At 56.5% G+C, this 25,528-nt stretch carries 21 protein-coding genes; 13 read left to right on the forward strand and 8 right to left on the reverse strand.

Annotation, left to right across the window (positions count from 1 at the left end; translation table 11 throughout):
• The first annotated feature begins 7 nt into the window (after nucleotides 1-7).
• Nucleotides 8-1,093, forward strand: coding sequence for an ABC transporter ATP-binding protein (locus tag E6C51_RS15735; RefSeq protein ID WP_190236663.1), 1,086 nt, complete (start codon nucleotides 8-10; stop codon nucleotides 1,091-1,093).
• Between the two features lie 3 nt (nucleotides 1,094-1,096).
• Here the strand turns inward: E6C51_RS15735 and E6C51_RS15740 are convergent, their stop codons facing one another.
• Nucleotides 1,097-1,993 carry an AraC family transcriptional regulator gene (locus E6C51_RS15740; RefSeq protein ID WP_190236664.1) on the reverse strand — a complete coding sequence of 299 codons (897 nt, stop codon included), beginning with the start codon at nucleotides 1,991-1,993 and terminating at the stop codon, nucleotides 1,097-1,099.
• A gap of 155 nt (nucleotides 1,994-2,148) precedes the next feature.
• On the opposite strand from E6C51_RS15740, the gene E6C51_RS15745 reads away from it, so the two are divergent.
• Together E6C51_RS15745 and E6C51_RS15750 are read left to right on the forward strand one after the other, a co-directional pair.
• Nucleotides 2,149-3,645: an aldehyde dehydrogenase gene (locus E6C51_RS15745; RefSeq protein ID WP_190236705.1), complete on the forward strand. Its 1,497-nt coding sequence runs from the start codon at nucleotides 2,149-2,151 to the stop codon at nucleotides 3,643-3,645.
• Between the two features lie 30 nt (nucleotides 3,646-3,675).
• Entirely contained in the window at nucleotides 3,676-5,124 is a 1,449-nt protein-coding gene (locus tag E6C51_RS15750; protein ID WP_190236665.1) for an aldehyde dehydrogenase, read from the forward strand.
• Between the two features lie 64 nt (nucleotides 5,125-5,188).
• On the opposite strand, the gene cydX is transcribed toward E6C51_RS15750, so the two are convergent.
• The 6 genes from cydX to E6C51_RS15780 form a co-directional block, all read right to left on the reverse strand.
• Nucleotides 5,189-5,317, reverse strand: a complete 129-nt coding sequence (gene cydX / locus E6C51_RS15755; protein WP_146935243.1) for a cytochrome bd-I oxidase subunit CydX — start codon at nucleotides 5,315-5,317, stop codon at nucleotides 5,189-5,191.
• Between the two features lie 71 nt (nucleotides 5,318-5,388).
• Nucleotides 5,389-6,540, reverse strand: coding sequence for a cytochrome d ubiquinol oxidase subunit II (cydB, locus tag E6C51_RS15760; protein ID WP_146935244.1), 1,152 nt, complete (start codon nucleotides 6,538-6,540; stop codon nucleotides 5,389-5,391).
• 5 nt (nucleotides 6,541-6,545) lie between these two features.
• Complete coding sequence (locus E6C51_RS15765) at nucleotides 6,546-8,141, reverse strand: cytochrome ubiquinol oxidase subunit I (protein WP_190236666.1); 1,596 nt, start codon at nucleotides 8,139-8,141, stop codon at nucleotides 6,546-6,548.
• 154 nt (nucleotides 8,142-8,295) lie between these two features.
• The gene (locus tag E6C51_RS15770; RefSeq protein WP_190236667.1) at nucleotides 8,296-9,951 is read right to left on the reverse strand and encodes an amino acid ABC transporter ATP-binding/permease protein; all 1,656 of its coding nucleotides are present in this window, start codon (nucleotides 9,949-9,951) and stop codon (nucleotides 8,296-8,298) included.
• Nucleotides 9,948-11,660 carry a thiol reductant ABC exporter subunit CydD gene (cydD, locus tag E6C51_RS15775; protein ID WP_210235010.1) on the reverse strand — a complete coding sequence of 571 codons (1,713 nt, stop codon included), beginning with the start codon at nucleotides 11,658-11,660 and terminating at the stop codon, nucleotides 9,948-9,950. Before cydD ends, E6C51_RS15770 begins: the two co-directional genes overlap by 4 nt.
• A gap of 158 nt (nucleotides 11,661-11,818) precedes the next feature.
• On the reverse strand, nucleotides 11,819-13,153 hold the full coding sequence (locus E6C51_RS15780) for an aspartate aminotransferase family protein (RefSeq protein WP_190236668.1): 1,335 nt from the start codon (nucleotides 13,151-13,153) through the stop codon (nucleotides 11,819-11,821).
• Nucleotides 13,154-13,294: 141 nt separating this feature from the next.
• Between E6C51_RS15780 and E6C51_RS15785 the strand changes: the two genes are divergently transcribed.
• The 10 genes from E6C51_RS15785 (at nucleotide 13,295) to E6C51_RS15830 (ending at nucleotide 23,805) form a co-directional block, all read left to right on the forward strand.
• A complete protein-coding gene (locus E6C51_RS15785; protein ID WP_146935252.1) occupies nucleotides 13,295-13,843 on the forward strand; it encodes a cupin domain-containing protein in 549 nt (182 codons plus the stop codon).
• A gap of 522 nt (nucleotides 13,844-14,365) precedes the next feature.
• Nucleotides 14,366-15,415, forward strand: coding sequence for a LacI family DNA-binding transcriptional regulator (locus tag E6C51_RS15790; protein ID WP_190236669.1), 1,050 nt, complete (start codon nucleotides 14,366-14,368; stop codon nucleotides 15,413-15,415).
• On the forward strand, nucleotides 15,409-16,443 hold the full coding sequence (locus E6C51_RS15795; protein WP_190236670.1) for an ABC transporter substrate-binding protein: 1,035 nt from the start codon (nucleotides 15,409-15,411) through the stop codon (nucleotides 16,441-16,443). Before E6C51_RS15790 ends, E6C51_RS15795 begins: the two co-directional genes overlap by 7 nt.
• Before the next feature lie 134 nt (nucleotides 16,444-16,577).
• Nucleotides 16,578-17,405 (forward strand): ABC transporter permease, encoded by an 828-nt coding sequence (locus E6C51_RS15800; RefSeq protein ID WP_190236671.1) that lies wholly within the window; start codon nucleotides 16,578-16,580, stop codon nucleotides 17,403-17,405.
• Entirely contained in the window at nucleotides 17,402-18,193 is a 792-nt protein-coding gene (locus E6C51_RS15805; protein WP_146935259.1) for an ABC transporter permease, read from the forward strand. The genes E6C51_RS15800 and E6C51_RS15805 overlap by 4 nt, the downstream gene beginning before the upstream one ends.
• The gene (locus E6C51_RS15810; RefSeq protein ID WP_190236672.1) at nucleotides 18,186-19,208 is read left to right on the forward strand and encodes an ABC transporter ATP-binding protein; all 1,023 of its coding nucleotides are present in this window, start codon (nucleotides 18,186-18,188) and stop codon (nucleotides 19,206-19,208) included. The genes E6C51_RS15805 and E6C51_RS15810 overlap by 8 nt, the downstream gene beginning before the upstream one ends.
• A 10-nt stretch (nucleotides 19,209-19,218) precedes the next feature.
• A complete protein-coding gene (locus tag E6C51_RS15815) occupies nucleotides 19,219-20,145 on the forward strand; it encodes a nucleoside hydrolase (RefSeq protein ID WP_190236673.1) in 927 nt (308 codons plus the stop codon).
• Entirely contained in the window at nucleotides 20,142-21,923 is a 1,782-nt protein-coding gene (locus E6C51_RS15820) for an adenine deaminase (protein WP_190236674.1), read from the forward strand. Before E6C51_RS15815 ends, E6C51_RS15820 begins: the two co-directional genes overlap by 4 nt.
• A 9-nt stretch (nucleotides 21,924-21,932) precedes the next feature.
• On the forward strand, nucleotides 21,933-23,111 hold the full coding sequence (locus E6C51_RS15825; protein ID WP_190236675.1) for a M20 aminoacylase family protein: 1,179 nt from the start codon (nucleotides 21,933-21,935) through the stop codon (nucleotides 23,109-23,111).
• The gene (locus E6C51_RS15830; RefSeq protein WP_407920821.1) at nucleotides 23,098-23,805 is read left to right on the forward strand and encodes a phosphoribosyltransferase; all 708 of its coding nucleotides are present in this window, start codon (nucleotides 23,098-23,100) and stop codon (nucleotides 23,803-23,805) included. Before E6C51_RS15825 ends, E6C51_RS15830 begins: the two co-directional genes overlap by 14 nt.
• 20 nt (nucleotides 23,806-23,825) lie before the next feature.
• On the opposite strand, the gene E6C51_RS15835 is transcribed toward E6C51_RS15830, so the two are convergent.
• Nucleotides 23,826-25,526, reverse strand: a complete 1,701-nt coding sequence (locus E6C51_RS15835) for a tannase/feruloyl esterase family alpha/beta hydrolase (protein WP_210235011.1) — start codon at nucleotides 25,524-25,526, stop codon at nucleotides 23,826-23,828.
• Nucleotides 25,527-25,528 lie beyond the last annotated feature (2 nt).

A 25,528-nucleotide genomic window follows, 5' to 3' on the forward strand; every position in this document is an offset into this window, starting at 1 on the left:
CAGACCCATGGCTGATGTCTCGCTTGCCGCCATTCGCAAAACCTATGGTGCCCTTGAAGTGATCAAGGGCGTCGATCTGGAGATCAAATCCGGGGAATTCGTGGTGTTTGTTGGCCCGTCCGGCTGCGGTAAATCCACGCTTTTGCGGATGATTGCCGGGCTGGAGGATATTTCCTCCGGCACGCTGACCATCGGCGGCCAGCAGATGAATGATGTTGATCCGTCCAAGCGCGGCCTTGCCATGGTGTTTCAAACCTATGCGCTCTATCCGCACATGACGGTCGAGCAAAACATGGGCTTTGCGCTGCGGTTTGCGGGCATGGAAAAATCCGAGATTGATCGCCGCGTTGCGGATGCTGCCAAAATTCTGGAGCTGGATGCGCTCATGACCCGCAAACCGGGGCAGCTTTCTGGCGGTCAACGCCAGCGGGTTGCCATCGGCCGGGCGATTGTGCGTCAACCCGACGTGTTTTTGTTTGACGAGCCGCTCTCCAATCTCGATGCCGAATTGCGCGTCAACATGCGCATCGAGATTGCCCGTCTGCACAAGGAGCTCAACACCACCATCATCTATGTCACCCATGATCAGGTGGAAGCCATGACCCTGGCCGACAAGATTGTCGTGTTGCGCGCTGGCAAGGTGGAGCAGGTCGGCACACCTTTGAGCCTCTATGATGACCCGGACAATATGTTTGTGGCGGGCTTTATTGGTTCACCCAAAATGAATTTTCTACCGGCAACCATTGTCGATCGCCAAAATGGTCAGGTGACAATTGCGCTTGCAACCCAGGCTGAGACAAAACTGACCCTGCCAATTTCGGATGCCGTCACTCTTGGCCAAAATGTTAATCTGGGTATCAGACCGGAACATTTTCTGGCTGAGGGCCAAGGCGATGCCCAATTGAGCGTCGAGGTGGATGTATCGGAAAACCTCGGCAGCACCAGCTTTCTCTACGCCAAGCTGCGAGGAGGCGAACCGCTGATTGTTGAGCAGCGTCAGCGGCAGATAGGTGCGCGGCAAACCTCTGTCACCCTTGGCCTTTCCGCCGCCACATGCCTGTTGTTTGATGCGGATGGCAAGCGGCTAAAATAGCTCTCACGGCCAATCATGATACTCAACATTGACGCGGGCCGCAGATGGAGCTGATGTCTGGCGCACCGCCTTGCGGTAGCGCGCCGGTGACAGGCCGGTTTTACCTTTGAAGAAATGGCTGAAATGGGCTGGATCCTTAAAGCCCAGTCCATCGGAGATGTCGCGCACACTGCGGTCGGAGCGCTCAAGTCGGATACGGGCTTCCTGCGCCAGGCGCTCATGCAGCAATTCAAGCGGGGCGCGATTGAGATTGCGGCTGCAAATGGCATGCAGGCGATCCATGGAAATGCCAAGCTGCTGGGCATAATAAGAAATCGGCCGGTGTTGGCGAAACTCGGTTTCGACCAATTGCCGAAATTGCTGCAAAAGTGTGCCGCCGCCCAGTGAGAGCACAGCCGCTGGCTCATCCGGTGTGTTGTGCCGCCAGGCCCAGAGCAAAAGAAGTTGCAAATGGGCCGAGACAGCCATCTGTGACGGCTGACTTTGGGCTTGCACTTCGGCAATGAGCGCCTGAAACTGCTGCTCAAGAGAGTGCCGCGCACCGGTATCGATGCCCTTCAGCAAACTGGCGTGGCTGATAAAGCGGCGAATGGCAGGCGATTCGGGATAATCGCCAATGGCTTGGGTCATAACATCCATCGCGGCCCCCACCACATACGCCCGTGAGCCAGCCGCCAGACGCAGACGCCGTCCATGGGAAGGCGGCACCAAAGCCAGACTTGGCCCATCCAGCACCTCAAGCTGATCATTCGCCTCCAGTGTCAAACGACCATGGCTGAGGAAAACCAGATGGACAAACCAACGATGGGGGGCAGCACCGGTGCGAAAGCTGCGCTCCGACAAGGCTGGCTCCCACACCTCAGCCCGCAAATGGCGCATCAGGGCAAATTCGTCAGCCATGCATATCCCTCCCGCCTCGCGCCAACAAAGACCCATTTTTCTACAATTATAGACCAGATATAGACATTCTTCTTGGCTGACAATGCTGTAAGCTCCCATTCAGCCTTTGGGAGGAGGCGATCAGCATGGGGTCGAAGCGGGGCTTATCTTCAGATATGAAAAACGTCAGTGCGCCCGCGCATGGTCACACTCACGCCTTACCTTTTCGCGCCGATCTCCTGTTGGGCGGGAAAGCCAGTGGCTCAGTGTCGCACGCCACCTTCACACGCACCAATCCAATCTCCGGTGATGTTGTCACCATTGCCAGCGCGGCCACCGTTGACGATGTGGATCGCGCTGCTTTGAGTGCAGCGTCCGCCTTTCCCGGCTGGTCAGCGACCTCTCCGTTCGAGCGCAAAATACGTCTCGAAAAAGCCGCAGAATTACTGCTGCACCAAAAGGAGGCTTTTATCCCGGTGATGATGGCCGAGACGGGTGCCACCCGCCAATGGTGCGAATTCAATATAGAGTATGGCGCAAAAATCCTGATCGATGCCGCCAGCATGACCCATTATATGGAGGAAGCACCGCTTCCCGATCCGCTGCCAGAACCCTATTCGGTTTCAATCCGCCAGCCTGCGGGTGTCTGTCTGGCAATTGCGCCATGGAATGCGCCCATCCTGCTGGCTGTGCGCTCCATTGCGCTGGCGCTGGCCTGCGGCAATACGGTGATTTTGAAAACCTCGGAACTGTGCCCCGCCACCCAGAGGCTTTTAGGCGATGTCTTGCATCAGGCGGGCCTGCCGGATGGTGTTTTGAACATCATTTCCAATGCGCCTGCGGATGCGTCTTTGATTGTTGAAGCACTGATTGCTCACCCCGTCGTGCGCCGGGTGAATTTTACCGGATCAACCCGCGTTGGCCGCATCATTGCCCAAATGGCCGCCCGCCATTTAAAGCGCTGCCTGCTGGAACTGGGCGGCAAAGCACCGTTGATTGTGCTGGACGATGCCGATCTGGATGAAGCCGCGAAGGCTGCGGCCTTTGGTGCCTTTTTCAATCAAGGTCAGGTTTGCATGTCAACGGAACGCATCATTGTGCTTGATGCGGTGGCAGATGCCTTCATGGCCCTGTTTGTCGAAAAAGCCAAAACACTAACCGCCGCCGATCCAATGGCCAAGACCCGCCCGCTTGGCGCGCTGATTTCTGCCGATTCCGGCCGCCGCATTGCAGCAATGATTGATGATGCCGTTACCAAAGGTGCGAAAGTGGTGGTTGGCGGGCAGGTGCACGACGCGCTGATGGATGCAACGGTGATCGACCATGTTTCGCCCACCATGCGCCTTTACCGCGAAGAGAGTTTTGGCCCTGTGGTGTCCATCATGCGCGTGGCCGATGTGGATGAGGCAATCACGGTTGCCAATGATTGCGAATATGGCCTGTCCGGTGCGGTGTTCAGCCGCAATGTGCCAAAGGCCATGGCCGTGGCGCGGCGGGTTGAAACCGGCATTTTACACATCAATTCGGCAACTGTTGAAGATCATCCACACATGCCTTTTGGCGGCGTCAAGGCCTCTGGCTATGGCCGTTTCGGAGGAGAAGCGGCGCTGGATGAATTCACCGAACTGCGCTGGATGACCGTTTCATCTGACCCAAAACACTACCCGATTTAAACACAGAAGACCACATACAGGAGGAAAACCATGTTTGAAATCAAACAGATCATCAACGGCAAAAAAGTCGACGCTCTCTCGGGCAAGACATTTGATCGTCTTGATCCGTTCACCGGCAAAGTTGCCACCCGCGCGCCTGCGTCCAGCATCGAAGATGTCAAAGCGGCCGTTGCAGCGGCACAGGCGGCTTTTCCGGCCTGGTCTAAGACCGGCCCCAACGCCCGGCGCGCCCTGCTTTTGAAGGCCGCTGACATTATGGATTCCAAGACAGGCGAATTTGCCAAGCTGATGATCGAAGAAACCGGCGGCACCGCACCTTGGGCTGGTTTTAACGCCATGCTGGCGGCTGGAATCTTGCGCGAAGTGGCCAGCATGACCACGCAGATTCAGGGCGAGATCATTCCGTCTGACAAGCCCGGCACGCTGGCCATGGCGACCCGTCAGGCGGCAGGCGTGTGCCTTGGCATTGCGCCCTGGAATGCACCCATCATCCTTGGCACACGCGCAATTGCCATGGCAATCGCCTGCGGCAACACCGCCATCTTGAAAGCGTCTGAGGCTTGCCCGGCCATTCACGTCTTGATCGGCGAAGTGCTGGTGGAAGCCGGTCTTCCCGATGGCGTCATCAACGTCATCACCAATGCGCCAGAAGACGCAGCCCAGGTGGTGGAAGCGCTGGTGGCGGCACCGGAAGTGCGTCGCGTCAACTTCACCGGCTCCACCAAGGTTGGCCGGATCATTGGCGAGCTTTGCGGCCGCCATCTCAAGCCAGCCCTGTTGGAGCTTGGCGGCAAGGCTCCGCTGATTGTGTTGGAAGACGCCGATATTGATGGTGCAGTCAACGCTGCCGTATTTGGCTGCTATGCCAACAACGGCCAGATCTGCATGTCCACCGAGCGTCTGATTGTGGTGGAGTCTGTGGCCGATGAATTCGTGCAAAAGCTCTCGGCCCGCGTTGCCTCGTTGCCGGCAGGCGATCCGCGCGGCCATGTCGTGCTTGGCTCACTGGTCAACCCGGAAGCGGCTGTCAAAATGCAGGCCTTTATTGATGATGCGGTTGGCAAGGGTGCAAATCTCGCCGCCGGTGGCCAGATCAACGGCAGCGTTGTCTCGGCAACCCTGCTTGATCACGTCAAGGAAGGCATGCGCAGCTTTGATGAAGAAAGCTTTGGCCCCGTCAAGCCTGTCATTCGCGTCAAAGACGAAGAAGAAGCCATTCGCATCGCCAATGACACCGAATATGGCCTGTCATCGGCCGTTTTCAGCCGCGATATTCAGCGCGCTTTGAGCGTGGCTTCGCGCATTGAATCGGGCATTTGCCACATCAACGGTCCAACAGTTGGCGACGAAGGCCAAATGCCCTTTGGCGGCGTGAAAGGCTCAGGCTATGGCCGCTTCGGTGGCAAGGCAGGCATTGCCGAGTTCACCGATCTGCGCTGGATCACCATTGAAGATCCAAATCAGCATTATCCCTTCTGATCCAAAACACATACGGGAGAGGCATTTCGCCTCTCCCTTTTTTCTCAGAATCTATGATCCCGACTTATTTTTTGGCTTTCGATGCAGGCTGTTTCATTGTGCGTGCATCCTCCTGCATTTCCAGCCACATGGCGTTCAAGACGGCAAACATGGCGGCCAGCGGCAGTCCGAGAAGCCAGGCAAAGTACCACATGATATTTCCTTTCCCGTTAGAGCATCGTGTTGCAAAAGCGCAGAGCGGTTCTGCGCCCGAACAATGCCTGTTTAGTAGACCGATTCCGAATTGGCTTTGACGTCGGCTTCCGTGACCTTGCCCCACAGAACTTTGTAGACCCATGAGGTATAGGCAAGGATGATCGGCACAAAAATCACAGCAGCCACCAGCATGACAAACAGGGTTTGGTGCGATGAAGACGAATCCCAAACCGTGAGGGATGAGCGCGGATCAATGGTCGATGGCAGGATGAAGGGGAACATGGTCAACCCCACCGATGACACCACGCCAATGATCGACAGTTTCGAGAACAACAGCGTCGAGACTTCCCGACCGGCCCGAAGACCAAGGAATGTCAGCAAGCCACCCAGAATACCCACCACAGGTGCAACGGCAATCCACGGACGGACAGCATAGGCAGACAGCCACGACCCGGCCTGAACAGCATCCTTGTAGAGCGGGTTGGATGGACCATCGGCCACGGCGGGAAGGGTTACCTGATAGCCTACAATTCCCTTTGCCAGCCAGACACCGGCCAGAATATAGGCCACAATGGTAATCAGCGAGGTGATGGAGCCAATGGCACGGGCGCGATCGCGCACAGCACCTTCGGTTTTCAGGTTGAGCCAGGCTGCGCCATGGGTCACCAGCATCATCAGCGACACCACTCCGGCCAGAAGCGCAAAGGGGTTCAAAAGGCCAAAGAACGTGCCTTCATAGAAAATCCGAAGATCGTCATCGAAGCGAAATGGCACGCCTTGCAGCACATTGCCCATGGCCACACCAAAAATCAGCGCAGGCACGGCACCGCCCACAAACAGGGCCCAGTCCCAGCAATTGCGCCAGGTGGCACTGTCGCGCTTGGAGCGATATTTAAAGCCAACAGGCCGCAGGATGAAGGCTGCCAAAACGGCGAACATGGCCAGATAAAAGCCCGAGAAACTGGCCGAATAGAGCGGAGGCCATGCGGCAAAAATGGCACCGCCACCCAGAATGAACCAGACCTGATTGCCTTCCCAGACAGGGCCGATGGTGTTGATGGCAACACGGCGCTCCACATCGTTTCGACCAACAAAGGGCAGCAGCGCACCGACGCCCATATCGAAACCATCGGTGAGGGCAAAGCCTGTGAGCAACACGCCCAGCAGCACCCACCAGATCACACGCAAGACGTCAAAGTCGATGAGTTGATTGAGGATCATGATCGTTACTCCGCAGCAGGAATGGTGGCGGGAGCAAGGCGAGCGCTGTGCTGCTTCTGCCAGTTTTCGGTTTCATGCACGTCGATATGCGGGCCTTTGCGAATATACTTGAGCATCAAGCCCATCTCGACCACAAACAGAACGGTGTACAGCAGCACAAAGCCTGCAAGGGTGAGCAAAAGATCGGTCACACTCAGGCTGGAAGCCGACAGAGCGGTGGGCAAGACGCCGTCCACAGTCCAGGGCTGACGGCCAAATTCGGCAACAATCCACCCAAGTTCCGCGGCGATCCATGGAGCCGGAATGATGAGAACCGCAATCCAGAGAGCAAAGCGCGGGAACTGCATCTTGCGGAAAGACACCATATAAAAGAACCAGATCATCACACCGATGAAGGCAAAGCCGAGGACAACCATCAGGCGGAAAGCCCAAAACAGCGGCCAGACGGTTGGCACGGTATCATTGGCAGCCATGACAATCTGCTCAGGCGTGGCTGTGCGTGGATCATCGTTATAACGCTTCAGCAGCAGGGCAAAACCCAGATCCGCACTGTGGTTTTCAAAGGCGGCCTTATCGGCATCCGTCATCTTGCCCTTGTTGGCGCGCACATTCATCAGTGCGTCATAGGCAATCAGACCGGAGCGAATCCGCACCTCTGCCTGCGCGACCAATTGGTCAATGCCCGGAATTTCGGTGGTCAAGGAGCGTGTGCCAATCAAGCCCATGACATAGGGAATATGGATAGCATAATGGGTTTCGCGCGCTTTTTGATCGGGAAAGCCAAACAGGGTGAAGCTGGCCGGTGCAGGTTGAGTTTCCCACATGCCTTCAATGGCGGCCATTTTCATTTTTTGCGAGTGGCTCACGCCATAGCCAGACTCATCGCCCAGCACCACAACGGAAAGCGATGCGGCAAGGCCAAAGCTTGCGGCAACGGCAATTGAGCGCTTGGCCAGATCAACGTGGCGGCCTTTTAGCAGATACCAGGCGGAGACACCGAGCACGAAGACGGCTGCCGTGACATAGCCTGCCGACACCGTGTGAACGAATTTGGCCTGAGCTGTTTCGTTGAACACAACATCAAAAAAGCTGGTCATTTCCATGCGCATGGTTTGCGGATTGAAGACCGCGCCAACCGGATTTTGCATCCAGCCATTGGCAATCAAAATCCACAGCGCCGACATGTTGGAGCCGATTGCCACCAGCCACGCAACAACCAGATGCGCCCTTGGCGAGAGCTTGTCCCAGCCAAAGAAGAACAGGCCGACAAATGTAGCTTCCAGAAAGAAGGCCATCAGGCCTTCAATGGCCAGGGGTGCGCCGAAAATATCGCCGACATATTGGCTGTAGTAGCTCCAGTTCATGCCGAACTGGAATTCCATGGTGAGGCCCGTAGCCACGCCAAGGACGAAGTTGATCCCAAACAATGTGCCCCAGAATTTGGTCATCTGCCGCCAGATGGGACGTCCCGTCATCACATAGACGGTTTCCATAATGGCAACGATAACCGAAAGCCCGAGTGTCAGGGGAACGAAAAGGAAGTGATAAAGCGCGGTCGCGGCAAACTGCAAGCGCGATAGCTCAATGATATTGAGTTCCATTGTCTTTGCTCTTTCTGACCCGAAGGATACATTTTGCAATGCATATGAGGGGTATTTACCCCCCGGATCGGCAGTCAGAGTTGATCGAAATCAAAAAGCAGTTATGCGATATAAAAATGCGCCAATGCGCCGCACCCCCGCGACACACCTCCTCTCACTTAAGCAAAACAGTTCGATCGGCTGCGGCCTTTTCCACGCTCTGATGTGACGCCATCAAAATGGCGGCGTCTGGCAGAAATTGGCGAATGCCAGCCAAAACAGCCTGTGCCGTGGCATGATCAAGGCCTTCGGTAGGTTCATCCAGCAAAAGCAGTCTTGGATTGCGCAACAATACGCGGGCAAGTGAGAGACGTCGCTGCTCGCCGCCTGACAGACCAGAACCACCCTCCCCCAACCTGCTATCAAGCCCGCCGCGATCGACAATCACAGGCGCAAGCTGCACGGCTGTCAGCACATTCCATGCTTGCGCTTCATCAAGATCGGGGCGCGAAAGGCGCAATGCATCCATCACCGTGCCGCTCATCAACGCGCTTCGCTGCGGCAAGAGGGTCGAGAGCGAGAATAGCTGCGCCTCAGACAGGGCAAAAACATCGTGTCCAGCGAGATCGATCTGGCCCGCTTGCGGCCTGAGTTGACCAAGAGCCAAAAGGAGCACCGTGCTTTTGCCCACGCCGCTTGGCCCGATGAGAGCCACCGTCTCGCCAGCACGGACAGTGAGAGAAAAATCCTTCAAAATTGCGCGGCCAAACTGACTGTAGCACACGCCTGAAAGCGCCAAAACGGGTTGATCAGCCTTGCCCACCCGTGCCGGTTTGGCTGCTTGTGTGGGCAGCGTTTCACCGTGTTGTATCTGCGCATCAATCCGCCGTGCGGCATCTTTCATCCGCCCCAGTTCGGTGAGGCCGCGATGAACCGGCGCTATCACTTCGGTAAGAGCTAGGGCGGTGAAAAAGCCAAAGGCGGCCATGGGAGCATCGATCACTCCGCGCTGGGCAAGGGTGATACCGAGATAAAGACTGGCGGAAGCCGCCACCGTGCCAGCGCCGCTCAGGCAAAGGCCAGCCAGACGCTCAAACCGGTCAATCTTGCCTTGCGCGTTTTGCAATCTGTCTTGCGCCTCCAAGACCTTGCGGCTGCGGCTTGCCAGCGTGCCGGACACCATTAATTCGGGCCGCGCCCGAACCACATCAATATAACGCTCACGCAATGCCTGAAGCGCTTTTTGCGCCAGCCGCGAGGGCTGACTGGTGGTTTTCAGCACCAGCACAATGGCGAGCGTCAAGCCCAACAGATAGCTCATAGCCTGTAATGAGGCGACAAGGCCACTTTCCAGCCACCACACCAGGGCGATAAAGCCAGTCAGCACCACAAGGGTTGTTGCGAGCGGAATGATCAGCCGCAGGGCCAGCCCATCCAGCGCATCAACATCCAGTGTCAGATGGTTCAGCCGTTCCGATCCGCGCAGAGCGGCCAGCACCCGCAGAGGAGCCTTGGTCATTGCCGCCAGCAATTGGCCGCGCAAGGCCGCAAGGCCCCTCAATGTCGCATCATGGCTCAGCACTCTTTCACCATAGCGCGTCGCGGCTCGACCCAGCGCCAAAGCACGAATGCCAGCGCTTGGCCCAAACACGTTAAAGGCAATGCCGATGCCCATCAGCCCGGCCATGCCCGTTGCCGTGATAAACCAGCCAGACAGGCCCAAAAGGGCCGTGCCAGCACTGAGCACCAACACGGACAACACCGTGCCGAGCAAGAAAGCCCCAAGATGCGCCCGCCAAATGCGCAAAAACAAACGAAACAGCCGCATCATGCCACCTGCTCCTCAGATTGTGTAGCACCCAGCCTGATCTCGCGGCTCAAGCGCGCCACCAATGCCGCATCATGGGTGGCAACAATCAATGTCTTGCCGCGCTGTGCCAAGGCCAGCAGGCTCTCTGTGACACGCCGCGCATTGTCACCATCGAGATCAGCGGTTGGCTCATCGGCCAAAATCACATCGGCATCCATATAAAGCGCGCGCGCCAGCATCACCCGCCGCGCCTCGCCGCCCGAAAGGCCGTTGCCAGTCTCACCAAGGCGGGTCAAATCGCCATACGGCAGATTGGCAACCAGCGCCTCCAGCCCCACGGCGGTCATCGCCGCATTCCAACGGTCTGCATCAAAGGTTTTTGCGCCTGCAACATTGGCGCGCAGGCTGGCATTTTGAAAATGCGGGGTTTGCGACACCCAGGCGAGACGCGCTCGCCATGCATCTGCCGTATCATCATCCAAGGGCACCCCGGCAACGGTGATTGAGCCCTGGCTTTGGGGCACCAAGCCTGCAAGCAAGGCGAGGAACGTGCTTTTGCCAATGCCACTGGGGCCGGTGATTGCCACCGTCTCTCCGGCTTGGATTTTGCAATCAGCAAAGGTGATCACGCACCCGTCTGGCCGGGTGTAGCACAGGTTGCGGGTCTGAAGAGAGGCAGCACCTACCAGTGCTGGCGCAGGATTGCCGGAGCCGAGCATGAAGCTTTTGGGCTTTGCTTCCAGCTCGGCCAGTTCTTCGGCAACACCGAGCGCGCTGGCCCGGTCATGCCAGGCGGCAGCCAGCTCGCGCAAAGGTGCAAAAAAATCGGGCGCCAGCAACAGCAGAAAAATACCGCCACCAATGGTGAGCGGCGTGCCATAGGCCCCGAAATTGATCTCACCCAACAGGCTGAAGCCGACATAGACCGCCACCATGGCAATGCCGATGGCCGAAAACAGCTCCAGCACGGTTGACGATAAAAAGGCAATTCTAAGCACGGCCATGGTGCGTTGGCGCAAGCTATCGGCGGTGTCAAAAAACTGCCGGACCATCATATCGCGGCCATCGAGCACTTTGATGTCCACCAAAGCGTTCAGCCGCTCCAGCAACAATGCATTGAGCGAGCCGGTTTCTTTGAGATGCTTCAAGCTGGCATCGCGGGCTGCATACCCAATAAGGGCCATGAACACCGGAATCATCGGGCCTGCGATGATGAAAATCAGCGCCGCAACCCAGGAATAATAAGCAACAATGGCCAGAATAACCAAGGGCACTGTGCGGGTTTTAAACGAAGCGATGTGGTAGCGCGACAGATAGGGCAAGAGCATGTCGAGCTTATTGGCAATCAACTGCGCGCCTTGCGCAGACGAAAAATCATGGCTTGATAGCGGCGACACCCGGCTTTCGCGCAAAAGCAGGGCCGTGCGCTCCTCGGCAATCACCTTTTGGGCCGCAACAAAAGCGACGCGCCCGCCTAAAGCATCCAGACCATGGCGCACAAAGCCAAGCCCAAGATAAAGCAGGGCGGCAAGGCCGGTCGTAAACGGTGCTATCGAACTTGATGCCAGCGCACCAAGGCTTATGCCCACCACAAGGCTTTGCAGCAGAGCAAGCATGCTGGCACAAAATGCCAGCAATCCGGCCTTACGAAGTTGCCGCGCCACGCGGGCTTCAATGGCCTTCAGCCTTTCGGCACCGGGATCTGTTGTCTTTTTTTTGCGCAATGTCACGGCCAAACCTAAAATGCATGTCTTTACAGCGCTTGTTTAACCGCTGTGGCCTGACAGAACATGACATAGATCAATTTTGCCGCAGCAAAAAATCTGTCAAAAAACAGTGATCATCCCCTTGGCCGCGAATGTGCAGCCAAGGGGATGCATGTCGAGGATTAAGCTGCGCGCTTCAGCGCATCACCAAGGATCGAGACGATATCGCTGATCTGCGATTTTTCGATAATCAGCGGCGGCGAAAGGGCGATGATGTCGCCCGTCACGCGGATCAGCAGGCCTTTTTCGAAGCAATCAACAAAAACGTCATAGGCGCGCTTGCCCACTTCGCCGTTGCGGGGGCTGAGCTCAATACCGGCAATCAGACCAATGGTGCGAATGTCGATAATGTGTGGCAGGCCCTTTAGCGAATGGATTGCCTCATGCCAGGCATCCTGCACCTCAGTTGCGCGGGTCAGCAGCGACTCATCCCGGTAAATATCCATTGTGGCAATACCGGCGGCACAGGCTGTCGGATGGCCGGAATAGGTATAGCCGTGGAACAGCTCGATCTGACCATCGGGACCGTGCATCAAGGCATCATGAACTTTACGCGCCGCAAACACCGCACCCATGGGGATAGAGCCATTGGTGATGCCCTTGGCTGTGGTGATCAGGTCTGGGGTAATGTTGAAATAGTTGGCGGCAAACGGGCTGCCAAGACGGCCAAAGCCGGTGATGACTTCATCAAAAATCAACAGGATGCCGTGCTTGCTGCAAATGGCGCGCAGGCGCTCCAGATAGCCCTTGGGTGGGGGCAAAACACCGGTGGAACCTGCCACAGGCTCAACAATGCAGGCCGCAATGGTTTCAGCCCCATGCAGCGCCACCAAGCGTTCCAGATCATCCGCCAGTTCCATGCCATAGTCCGGCTGGCCCTTGACGTAGGCATTGCGCTCCAGATCAAACGTGTGGCGCAAATGGTCTGCCGGGATCTGCGGGAATACGCGACGGTTGTTGACCAGACCGCCCACCGAAATACCGCCGAAGCCCACGCCGTGATAGCCGCGTTCGCGGCCAATCAAACGGGTGCGGGTGCCCTGACCGATGGAGCGCTGGTAAGCAATGGCAATCTTCAGCGCCGTATCGACCGATTCAGAGCCAGAGCCGGTGAAGAAAATACGATCCAGCTTGTTTTCGCCTTCACCTGGGGCAATCTCGGCCAAACGCTCGGCAAATTCAAAGGCAATCGGATGGCCCATCTGGAAGGTAGGGGCAAAATCCAGCGTCATCAGCTGCTTTTCAACGGCAGCAGAAATCTGGCGGCGGCCGTGGCCTGCGTTGACGCACCAAAGACCAGCGGTGCCATCCAGCACAGTGCGGCCGTCTACGGATGTATAATACATGCCCTCGGCACCGGCGAGCATGCGCGGTGCGGCTTTGAACTGGCGATTGGCGGTAAATGGCATCCAGAAACTGTCGAGGCCCGGCGCATTCGGTTTGGCATGATCGGTCATGGGAATCTCCTTGTATCTGGCTATCACCGCCATGATTTTATTTTCTGAACAAGTCCTTTTCTTGATATTCTTAATCCATTGAAATTAAAGGACTGATATGTCTATGTTTGCGATATTTCGAACAACAGAAACGGATCAAGCATGACAGTCGATATCGGCAACAGGCTACGTTACTTACGCATACGCAACAACCTGTCCCAGAGGCAGCTGGCAAAGCGGGTGGGCGTGACCAATTCGACCATTTCGCTGATCGAGTCCAATGCTTCCAATCCGTCGGTAGGGGCCTTGAAGCGTATTCTCGATGGCATTCCGATTGGTCTTGCCGAGTTTTTCGCCTTTGAGCCAGACAAGCCCAACAAGGCCTTTTATCGCGCCGATGAACTGACGGAGATTGGCAAGGGCGGCCTTTCCTATCGACAGATCGGCGACAATCTGTTTGGCCGCAGCCTGCAAATGCTAAAAGAATGCTACCAGCCCGGTGCCGATACCGGCAAGGTTCTTCTCACCCATGAAGGCGAGGAAGGCGGCATTGTGTTGTCCGGTCGGCTGGAAGTGACGGTGGATAATGAGCGCCAAATCCTTGGTCCCGGCGATGCCTATTATTTTGAAAGCCGCAGGCCCCACCGCTTTCGCTGTGTCGGCCCCGTGCCCTGCGAAGTGATCAGCGCCTGCACGCCACCGAGTTTCTAGAGTTTGTCAGGAAAAAGTGGAATCCGGTTTTTCTGATCAGACAAATGAAAACAAGCGACTCTGGAGTCTGTCTGGTTAAATTTCACAGTACACGACGCATAGGTTTTACCGTATAGCTCACCCCCCTCTGCCCTGCCGGGCATCTCCCCCACAAGGAGGGAGATCGACAAAAAGCAACCCCATTGCTCAACAGCATACGTCCTACTGCATATTTAAAGCGTTGCAGCGTCCTTTGTGCGTTTTATAAAACGCACGGCGCTGTATGTGTCGGAAATCATAGGTTCAGTGTTAAAAACGAGCGGGAGCGCCTATCCGATCTCCCTCCTTGTGGGGGAGATGGCTGGCAAGCCAGAGGGGGGTAAACGGCACATAAAGGCGTTTGTGTCGTGTACTGTGGTTCAATTTGAACCCGACAGACTCCAGAGTCAAAACCCATGATTTTTTAGAGGGGAATAGCGTTGACATCAACGCGGACTCTGCCTTATGCAAGTATGATTAATCGTTTAATCAAAGCGCTTAGCCATGTCCGTCACGCCAAACCCGAAGCAGACGATCAATCTTGGTGATATTGCCCGCGCCCTTGGCGTGTCTGTGGCCACGGTGTCCAACGCGCTCTCCGGCAAGGGGCGGGTTTCGGCAAGCCTAGTGCCGCGCATTCGCGACATGGCCGAAGCGATGGGCTATGTGCCCAGTCAGGCGGCGCGGGCCTTGCGCACCGGCAAAAGCGGCGTTCTGGGTCTGGTGCTGCCCGATATTGCCAGTCCGCTGTTTCCGCAAATTGCCCAGGCCATTGAGCGTGCGGCAAGTGCGAGCGGTTACGGCATTCTGATTGCCGACTCACGCGGCGATGTCGGCGTGCAGACAGAAGCGATCAACCGGCTGATTGAGCGCGGCGTTGATGGGCTGATCATTGTGCCAAGGCGCGGCACCCGTATTGCCTCGATGGATATTCCCTTTGCGGTGATTGATAGTCCATCAACACCCGGCAATACGGTGTCCGCCGATCACTGGCAGGGCGGTGCCTTGATCGGCACACATCTGGCCTTGCTTGGCCATCGCAACATCCTGTTGATCGGCAACAACCCAGCCTCCAACGTGCAAAATGACCGCATTGGCGGCATGCGCTCCACCCTGTCAGGCTGCGCGACCGTGGATGTTTTATGGATCGAACAGCATGAAGCCAAGCACGGAGCCGGAGCACTTTTAGGCCTTGCAGAAAGATTCGAGAGCGGCACAACGGCTTTTGCCGCTGTCTCGGACCTTCATGCGCTTCGCGCCATGACCGAGCTGCACCGCGCCAATATTCGCGTGCCGGAACAGGCAACCATCACCGGCTTTGACGATCTGTTCTGGGCATCCGCCATCACTCCCGCCATGACCAGCGTGCGTATGGATATGCCGCGCATTGCCGATATTGCCATCGCCTCGCTTGTTTGCGCAATCGATGGAAAATCCGGTGACGAGGTTGGCGAAAACACGCGGGTTCCCATGTCGCTCATCACCCGCCAGACCAGCGGTCCCGGCCCGGTATCAAACACCCATCACCATAAAAGAGGAACAGGAACATGCTGAAAACAGCTCTGAGTGTATCAGCCCTGGCATTGCTTGCCAGCGGTGCCTTTACCAGCCTTGCCCATGCCGACGACAAGACCTTGACGATCTCGGTCTATGCCTTTGCGCAAGACGAGTTCAAAGACATTGTTTATACTCCGTTTGAGCAAAAATGCGGTTGCAAACTGGTGGTGGAAACCGGCAACAGCGTTGAGCGTCTGGCCAAGATGGAAACCAACAAGGCAAATCCCGTGGTGGATATGGCCGTTGTTTCCATGGCCGATGCCTTGCAAGCCAGCCGCGCCGGTCTGATTGACAAGATCGACACGTCTAAACTCTCTAACTTCAATAAGCTCTACGATATTGCCAAAGACCCCAATGGCGATGGCATGAGTGTGGGCTATACCTTTTACGCCACATCGATTGTTTATCGTACGGACAAGATGAAGATCAATTCCTGGGCCGATCTGCTCAAGCCGGAATATGCATCGCACATCGCCTTTCCGAACATCACAACCAATCAGGGACCGCCAGCGCTCTACATGCTGGGCAAGGCTTTGGGCAAGGATAGCCCGGATTTGAAGGCTGCCATTGCCGCAATCGGTGAGAAGAAAGACGACATCGTTACCTTCTACGTCAAATCCTCGCAGCTGGTGCAATTGATGCAACAGGACGAAATCTGGGCGGCGCCGATTGGCCGCTTCTCCTGGGCACCCTTTACCAAGCTGGATCTGCCCTTGGCCTGGGCCACCCCCAAAGAAGGCCAGACCGGCGGCATGAATGTGATGGTGATGACCAAAGGCTCAAAACATCAGGATCTCGCCTTGCAATTCATGGATTTCTGGCTCTCGACCGAGGTGCAGACCAAGCTGGCCGAAAAATTGGTGGATAGCCCCGCCAACAAGGAGGTGAAGGTGTCGGATGCGGTCGCCAACAACATCACCTATGGTGAAGACACCGCCAAAAGCCTCGATCTGATCCCCTCCGCTGTTGCCCTCGACAACCGGGATGCCTGGTTGAAGGAATGGAACGCCAAGGTTGGGCAGTAAGAGCTTAAACGCTGCGCGTTTTTTGATGTGTGATGACACTCAAAAAGACCCCTCCCCTTTGTGGGGAGGATTGGGGAGGGGTTTCAAAACGCCTTCCATTTTCATGCCGTGTATGATGATCAAAAGGACCAGACATGTTTCAAAACCGCACTGAAGCCCTGATGTTGGCGTTGCCAGCTGCATTGTTTGCGGGCGTGGTGTTTCTGGTCCCGGTTATTCTGCTTTTGTCCGAGAGCTTTCAGGGGAGCGGCGGATGGAGCTTTTCGGCCTACAGTGCCTTTTTCTCAGAAACGCTTAATCGCACAGTCTTCTGGCGCACCTTGAAACTGGGCCTTGAGGTTACCGCTGCTGCCGCCGTTCTTGGCTATGCGGCGGCCTATGCCATTGTGTCGCTACCCGCGAGTTCCAAAGGCCGTATGATCGGGCTGGTGATGTTGCCGATGATGATCTCGCCAGTGGCGCGCACCTATGCATGGATTGTCATTTTGGGCCGCACCGGCATTGTCAATCAGGCGCTGCAAGGCCTTGGCATTCTCGATAGTCCCGCCCGTATTCTGTTTACCGAAATAGCCGTGTTCATTGGCCTTTTGCAGCTGTTTTTGCCGCTGATGATCATTTCGCTGATCAGTGCTTTGGAAAACCTGCCAAAGGATGTTGTGCCTGCTGCCCGCGTGTTGGGGGCCAATTGGTTTCAGATTTTCTGGAAAGTGATTTTGCCTTTGACCAAGGAAGGTCTGGTGATTGGTGGCACCCTGGTGTTCACCGGCTCGCTCACCGCCTATATCACGCCTGCCATTCTGGGTGGCTCCAAGGTGCTGATGCTGGAGACCCTGCTCTATCAGCGCGTCACGGTGGCCAATGATTTCGTCTCGGCCAGTGTCATCGCGCTTGTGCTGGTGGCCATGAGTTTTGCCGCCAACCTGCTGCTCAAACGCATCGCAACAGCAAAGGCAAATGTATGAGACAGTTGCGCTTTTCGCTCACCCCTTCCAACCTGATCTTATGGCTGGTGATCGCCTTTTTGATCGGGCCGTTTCTGATCATTGTTGCCGCCTCGTTTTCGGCTGGCGATACGCTGGCCTTTCCGCCGCAAGGCCTGTCACTGAAATGGATTTTCAAGGTCTTTACGGTGGAAAGCTTCCGCCAGAGCTTTGTCACCTCAATGATTTTGGCGATTGGCGGTACGCTGGTGGCGTTGCTGCTGGGCGTTCCGGCCTCCTACGCCATGTCGCGGTATCGGCTGCCCTTTTCTGAGACGGTGCGCACCATTGTCTCGGCTCCGGTGATTGTGCCGGGCATTATCGTCGGCCTTGCGCTGTTGCGCTATTTTGTCGTGCCGATTGGCATGCCCATCACGCTTGCGCTGTTTTTGGCCCACACCGCTTTGGTTTTGCCATACGCCGTGCGGGTGGTGTCGGCAAGCCTTGGCAATCTGCGCTCTGATATGGAAGAGGCGGCGGTGCTTTTGGGCTGCTCGCGCATCGGGGCCTTTTTTCGCGTGGTGCTGCCCAATATTCGCGGTGGCATTCTCTCGGCCTTTATTCTCGGCTTTGTCACCAGTTTCAATCAGGTGCCGGTGTCGCTGTTTCTCTCCGGTCCGGGGGTGAGAACACTGCCAATTGATATGCTGGGTTATATGGAAATCGTGTTCGATCCCTCCATTGCCGCCCTGTCTTCGCTGCTTGCCTTTCTCTCCATGGGCATAGTCCTTCTTGCCGAACGCTTTCTTGGATTTTCCCGCTATGTCTGATGTGACCGCCCTTTCTCTTGAAAAACTCACACTGCGCTATGGCAACACCACCGCCGTGGACAATCTTGATCTCACCATTGGCAAAGGCGAACTTGTGGCCCTGCTTGGTCCGTCGGGCTGCGGCAAAACCACCACCATGCGGGCCATTGCAGGCCTTTTGGCCCCAAGCCGAGGCACCATTCGCCTTGACGGTGTCGATATTACCCACGTGTCCGCCAACAAGCGCAACATCGGCCTGATGTTTCAATCCTACGCGCTGTTTCCGCATCTGACGGTGTTTGACAATGTGGCCTTTGGCCTGAAGCTGAAGGGCATCAAAGGAATTGACCTGCGCAACCGGGTGGAAAGCGGACTGAAATCCGTCGGGCTGATGGATTACGCAGCACGCAAACCGCCAGAGCTTTCCGGTGGCCAACAGCAGCGTGTGGCACTAGCCCGCTCGATGGTAATGGAGCCGAAAGTTCTGCTGCTGGATGAGCCTTTGTCCAACCTTGATGCCCGCCTGCGTCTTGATATGCGCACCGAACTCCAACGCGTACAAAGAGAAACCGGCGTCACCATGATTTTCGTCACCCATGATCAGGCCGAAGCCTTAGCGCTGGCCGACCGCATTGTGGTGATGCGCAAAGGGGCGATTGAGCAGATTGGCACGCCAGAAGAGATTTATAACGCTCCTGTCTCGCATTTCGTCGCCGATTTTGTTGGCTTTGAAAATATCTACACCATCAAGGATGGCAAACTGCATTCGAATGCGGGTGTGCTGCCGATTGAAGGCCCATTGCCCGATGCGGCGGGCCTTGCCTTTCGCCCCCGCGCTGTTGTGCTGGGTCAAGGCACTTTTCGCGGCACCGTGCGTGGTGTCTCCTTTGCCGGTGGCACCCGCGAATATGTGTTGGAAACCACCTTTGGCGTTGTGAAAGCGGAAGTAGACGCCGCTTTGCCCGCCTATCGTGCTGGTGAGGATGTGGTGTTTGATCTGCCCATTCAAAATGCCGCTATCTTATCGCGCCAGTAGAGGACAGAGCATGGGTGTTTGGATTGATACCGATATGGGTTTTGATGACATTGCCGCCATTTTGGTGGTGATGCATCATGGCACGGAAATCGACGGTATCTCCCTGTGCTTTGGCAATGCGCCATTGCCGCAGGTGCGCCGCAACGCGGCAGGAGCGGCAAAAGCTTTCGGCTGGACATGCCCCATCCATACCGGGCGCGAAAAACCCGTGTTGGCAAAGCTTGAAACAGCAACCACAATTTTGGGCGACAGCGGCATTCCCACAACAGGCTTGTGCCTGCCACAGGCTGACGATTTGCCCGACTGTCCCGCATTTGTCGCCCTGTGTGATTGGTTAAGCCGAGGTGATGGGCCAAAGCACATTCTCGCCCTTGGGCCCTTGAGCAATATCGCAGCGCTTGCGCTGGCGCGGCCCGAATTGGCTGCCAAAATTGATGAACTGGTCTGGATGGGCGGTGGCATCACCCGTGGCAATCACACGGCCTCTGCCGAATTTAACGCCTTGGCCGATCCGGAAGCTTTGGCCATTGTGCTGGCCCATAACCTTCCCATTAAAATGATCGATCTCGATTTTTGTCGTAAAATCAACGCTGACTTGGACGATGTTGTCCCCATTCGTGCATCAAAGGGCAAAAATGCAGCACTTTTGGCCGATCTCACCGAAGGTTTCATCAACATTGCCGTCTCGCGAGGCCGCGACCGGATGGCGCTTTATGATCCGGCTGCTGCCGTTGCCTTTGTGCGGCCAGACCTTGTGACGTTTGAGCCTGCGTTTATCGGGGTTGAGCTGGCTGGCACCCTTACCCGTGGGCGAACGGTGGTGGAAACCCGCGCAAGCCATGCCACGTTCAATGCCGCCTTTGCAGCCGATTGCAATGCCAATGCCATTCGTTGCATCATTCTGGATGCCCTCAAAGCCGAGGCCGCAAAACCATGACACGTTCCGAACCCCTTGATCTTGCCGATCCAGCCTTGCGGCTTCGCGCCACAGCCGCCGCCCGAGGGGCAATGCCCTTTGATCGATTGATCACCAATGGCATCGTGGTGGATATGGTTACCGGCGAGCATCGTGCCGCCGATGTGGGTGTTGTTGGGCCGCTGATTGCCTCCGTGCATAAGCCGAGATCACGCAGCGATGCCGGTGAGATAATTGATGCGAAAGGTGGCTTCATCTGTCCCGGCCTGATCGACACGCATATGCATGTCGAAAGCTCAATGGTGACACCTGCCACCTATGCCAATGCCGTGGTGGCGCGCGGGGTCACCACCGTGGTGTGGGATCCGCATGAGTTTGCCAATGTGCATGGTGTGGCGGGTGTGGAATGGGCCATGGCCGCCACCCGTGATCTTCCTTTGCGGTTTATCGTGCTGGCTCCGTCCTGTGTGCCATCGGCACCGGGGCTGGAACTGGCGGGAGCGGATTTTGATGCCACCATTATCCGTGATCTTCTCAAACGATCCGAGATCGGCGGCATTGCCGAGGTGATGAACATGCGCGGCGTGATCGACGGTGATGCGCGCATGAGCGCCATCGTTCATGCCGGTCTCGCATCCGGCAAACCGGTCTGTGGCCATGCCCGCAGCCTCACAGGCTCTGATCTTATGGCGTTTATGGCCGCCGGTGTCAGCTCCGACCACGAGTTGGTCTCGGGCGATGACCTGATGGAAAAACTCAGGGCGGGCCTCGTCATTGAGCTTCGCGGTTCCCATGATCATCTGCTGCCAGAGTTTGTCGCCGCTCTCAACAGGCTAGGCCATCTGCCGCAAACCGTGACGCTCTGCACCGATGATGTGTTTCCCGATGACTTACACAGTGCAGGCGGGCTGGATGATGTGGTGCGGCGACTGACCCGCTATGGCCTCAAGCCAGAATGGGCCTTGCAGGCCGCCACCCTGAATGCCGCAAGGCGTCTGGGCCGCGATGACCTTGGCCTGATTGCCGCTGGTCGCCGCGCCGATCTGGTGATTTTTGACAATCTGGTCGATTTTCAAGCGCAATATGTATTGGTCAATGGCGAAACTTTGGCCCAGGCTGGACAGCTCGCCCAATGCCCTGAGCCAACGTCTTCAGACACATTTAAACAATCGATGAAAATTGCCCCCCTCACCTCCGATGATTTTCGCAATCGATCTCAGGGGCGACGCGTTCGGGTGGCAACCATTGACCGCCCCCGCTTCACCCGCTGGGGCGAGGCGGAAACCGATGTGATTGATGGTTTTGTCACCCCGCCGAAGGGAGCCACCCTGATTGCCGTCGCCCATCGCCATGGCCTGTCCAGCAGCGCGCCGAAAGTGGGATATTTGCGCGAATGGGGCAGATGGCAAGGTGCCTTTGCCACCACGGTGTCTCATGATAGCCACAACCTCACGGTCTTTGGTGGCAATGAAGAGGATATGGCGGTGGCCGCCAATGCCGTGATTGCCGCAGGTGGTGGCATGGCCTCGGCCCGTGGTGGCGTGGTGCAGGCACTTTTGCCCTTGCCCATATCCGGGCTGGTGTCTGAAGCACCTTTAGCAGACGTGGCCGATGGCTTTGCCGCCCTTCGCGCCAGCATGGACACAATAGTCGATTGGCAACCGCCTTACCTGATTTTCAAGGCCTGTTTCGGCGCAACACTTGCTTGCAATGCGGGACCGCATCAAACCGACCTCGGCATTGCCGATGTCTTGACAGGTACGGTGCTGACATCGCCCGTTCTTGGCATAGTGGAATAGGATCTCCCGATGACCGATGACATCGCCTTTCTCACCGCCCTTCGCCATGATCTGCACGCCCATCCAGAACTGGGGTTCGAGGAAGAGCGCACATCAGATATCGTTGCCAGGCTTTTAGCAGAAGCAGGACTTTCCGTGCACCGCGGTTTGGGCAGCACCGGCGTGGTCGGCACCTTGAAGGTGGGCAATGGCACCCGCACCATTGGCCTTCGGGCCGATATGGATGCGCTGGCCATGCCGGAAGTGGCAGAGCGCCCCTATAAATCAAAATTTGCGGGCAAAATGCATGCCTGTGGACATGATGGCCACACCACATTGCTGATCGGGGCGGCGCGCGAGCTTGCCAAAGCGCGCAATTTTTCCGGCACGGTGCATTTTATTTTCCAGCCCGCCGAAGAAGGACGCGGCGGTGCAAAGCGCATGGTGGAGGATGGTCTCTTTCAACTTTTTCCCTGCGATGCCGTGTATGGGCTGCACAACATGCCGGGCCTCGATACCGACGAAATGGCCGTGGTGGAAGGTCCGCAACTGGCCTCGTCCGATAGCTGGCGCGTCACCTTTCGCGGCACCGGCACGCACGGTGCAAAGCCGCATCTGGGCCGCGACCCGATCACGGCTATGGGTGCGTTTCTCTCTGCTTTGCAAACCATTGTTGGGCGTGTGGTGGATCCGCTCCAGCCTGCCGTGGTCAGCGCCTGCTCGGTGCAGGCAGGTGATCCCAAGGCATTGAATGTCATTCCTGATCTAGTCGAAATTGGCGGCACCGCTCGCGCCTATAGCGCGGATGTTCGCAATCAGCTGGAAGAGGAAATCGGCCGTCTTGCCCATGGCACGGCCAGCATGTTTGGCATAAAGGCAGACTATCAGTTCATCCGCCGTATTCCGCCGGTCATCAACCATCCCGATGCCACAGCCCGTGCACTGGTTGCCGCGAAGGACGTGTTTGGTGAGAAGGTCCGCACCACATTTCCGCCCTCCACCGCAGGCGATGATTTCGCCTTCTTTGCAGGTGAAGCGCCGGGCTGCTATGTCTGGTTGGGCAACGGCCCGGCTGTGGATGGCGCGCTGCACCACAACACCGCCTATGATTTCAACGATGATGCCATCGTCTCAGGCGTTCGCTTCTGGACGCGACTGGTTGAGCGTGAATTGCCGATAGATGCGGAGGATAAAAATGCAGCCGCATGATTTTTGGCAGACCTTGCATCCACCGCACACCTTCGCCAGTGACATTGCCCTTCAGCATTTCTTCCCGGCGACATTGGCAGATGGACGGCAGGTGCAATTGCCCATCCGCCCGCTCGCAGATGGCCGCCACGCGCTGGCCTCGTTGATTATCAATCAGGCCAGCTTTGCCGTGGTCGATGCCTTGGCGGAAGATTTGGCGACCAAACTTCGCGCATACAGGCCGGATATGGTGATTGGCTTGCCGACACTGGGGCTTACACTGGCCTCTGAAGTGGCAAAAAAGCTCGGTCACAGCCGCTATGTGCCACTCGGCACCTCGCGCAAGTTCTGGTATCAGGAGGCGCTCTCCGTGCCTCTATCATCGATCACCACCCCGGATCAGATCAAGCGGCTCTATATTGATCCACGCATGTTGCCCTTGATTGAAGGCGCGCGCGTTGCTTTGATCGATGATGTCATCTCCAGTGGCACCTCCATCAAGGCCGGATTGTCCCTGTTGCAAACCCTAAACATCAATCCGGTCGTGATCGGGGCCGCCATGCTGCAATCGGACAGATGGAAAACGGCGCTTGACGCCTTTGCGCCAAACCTGCCCGAAATGCCAAACCTCACAGAGATCGTCGAAGGCTGCTTTGCAACCCCGATGCTTGAGCGGCACAAAGATGGGTTCAGGCCGGTGGGCGCAATCCAATAGACGCGCCCACCCGATGGTTCTTATTGGCAAGTAAAACTATCGGCCGATTTTGGATCAGAGCCTGTATAGCGTGCAACCTGTGGATAGGGGCAAAGCTTGCGCTTCACATCGCCCAGAGTTTCCTGACCTTCCTTGTTGCCTGCCGTCACCCCGGCCACAATGGCTTCCGGCGCTTTTCCATCTTCAACCCAATTGACCAAGGCTGCGAACATATCGAAATCATCGGTCGATGGGCCACCTGCCCCATGCGGCATGCCGGGAACTTCATAGAAACGGGCAAAGTTTTTTGCCTTGCCGCCATTGTTGGCATCCAGCTTTTTGTACCAGTCAATCGTATCCACCACTGAAAACACCGGGTCGCTATTGCCGTGGAAGACAATCATCTTGCCACCCGCATCGCGAAAGGCCGCAAGATCGGGATTGTCTGCCCCTGGTGGCACCATGAAATCATAGGAGGATTCTGAATAATCTGCCGTTTTGTCAAAGATTTTCGGCGCATCCGTATCGAAGTTGAAATGCAGCAGAAAATTCTCCACCTCATCGACTGTGCCACCGATTTTTACTGGCGGCGTCATGAACACATAGGCCAAAGACGGCCCGCCCAGCGCCACAATGCGCGGCATTAAAGCAGTGCCGTCCGGTACTTTTCCACCATCAAACTTCCATCCACGCCAATTATCGGATGCCATGCCCGTGTCCCAGATCCAGGAACTATAGAGCTGCTCACCTTTGCTGTTGTGCGGCCCTTTTTGCATGGTGGAAAGTGCCTTGATCTGTGCAGCACTCAGGCAATCGTCCGTTTGGTTGGCCTTGCACTCCAATGTCGTAATCTCAAATTTTTGCTGGCAGGCCGCACTGTCAGCCACAAAGCCGTCTTTCAGACCATCCAGCGCATCGCAGGCGGCCAGAATGCCTTTTTTCAAAACATTCATGGCAGCGGGTGTGAATGCTGTGCGAATATCACCGGTGATCGGCTTCATCGCTTGCACATCCCACCCATGCTGAACAGCCGCTTTTGGCAAACGATAACCGGGGTAACCAACCAACAAGCCATTGAACGCGCCGGGCATCCGTTCTGCTTCAACCAGCGCATGGCGACCACCGTTGGAGCCACCAATGCCGTAGCGAAACCGAACAGGCTTGCCATAATAGGTCTCGACAATTTTCAAGGCGGCGGGATTGAGTGTCTCAACGGCGGTGTAGCCATAATCACGCCGCGCTTGCGGGTCCAGACCAAAGAGCGCACCACCAACAAGCCCTGCATCCTTGTTGGCCATGGCATCATGGCCAGAATCGCTGGAGACCACAGCAAAGCCCCGTCCAAGCGCCGTTTGTGTGCGATCAGCACCCATGACCTGTCCCAGAGCGGGCACAACAAATCCATCATTGCCGCCATTAAACTGGTGAACAAAGTCACCATTCCAGTCATCGGGCAAACGCAGTTCGAACGAAATGGCGTATGATTTTCCATCAATGCCGGTATGGGCACCAATCTGGCCCCGCACAACACAGTGATTGATCGGCGATTTGTCTCTCTTGTCGATCACATCTCCGATTGAAACAGTCCTGCTGGACTGAATTGTCAGACCAGGAATGTCAAATGCGGTGCGGCCCAAGTCGACGCAGGCCATTTTTCCGGCGGCCATGGCAGTCGAGCCAAAGCCAAGGACGGCAGCGGCAACCACAAAGCTGCCAAGCTGCAATGCAGTGAATGGTTTCATAC

The sequence above is a fragment of the Gillisella terrae genome (assembly GCF_004801395.1).
GTDB classification, from domain to species: domain Bacteria; phylum Pseudomonadota; class Alphaproteobacteria; order Rhizobiales; family Rhizobiaceae; genus Allorhizobium; species Allorhizobium terrae.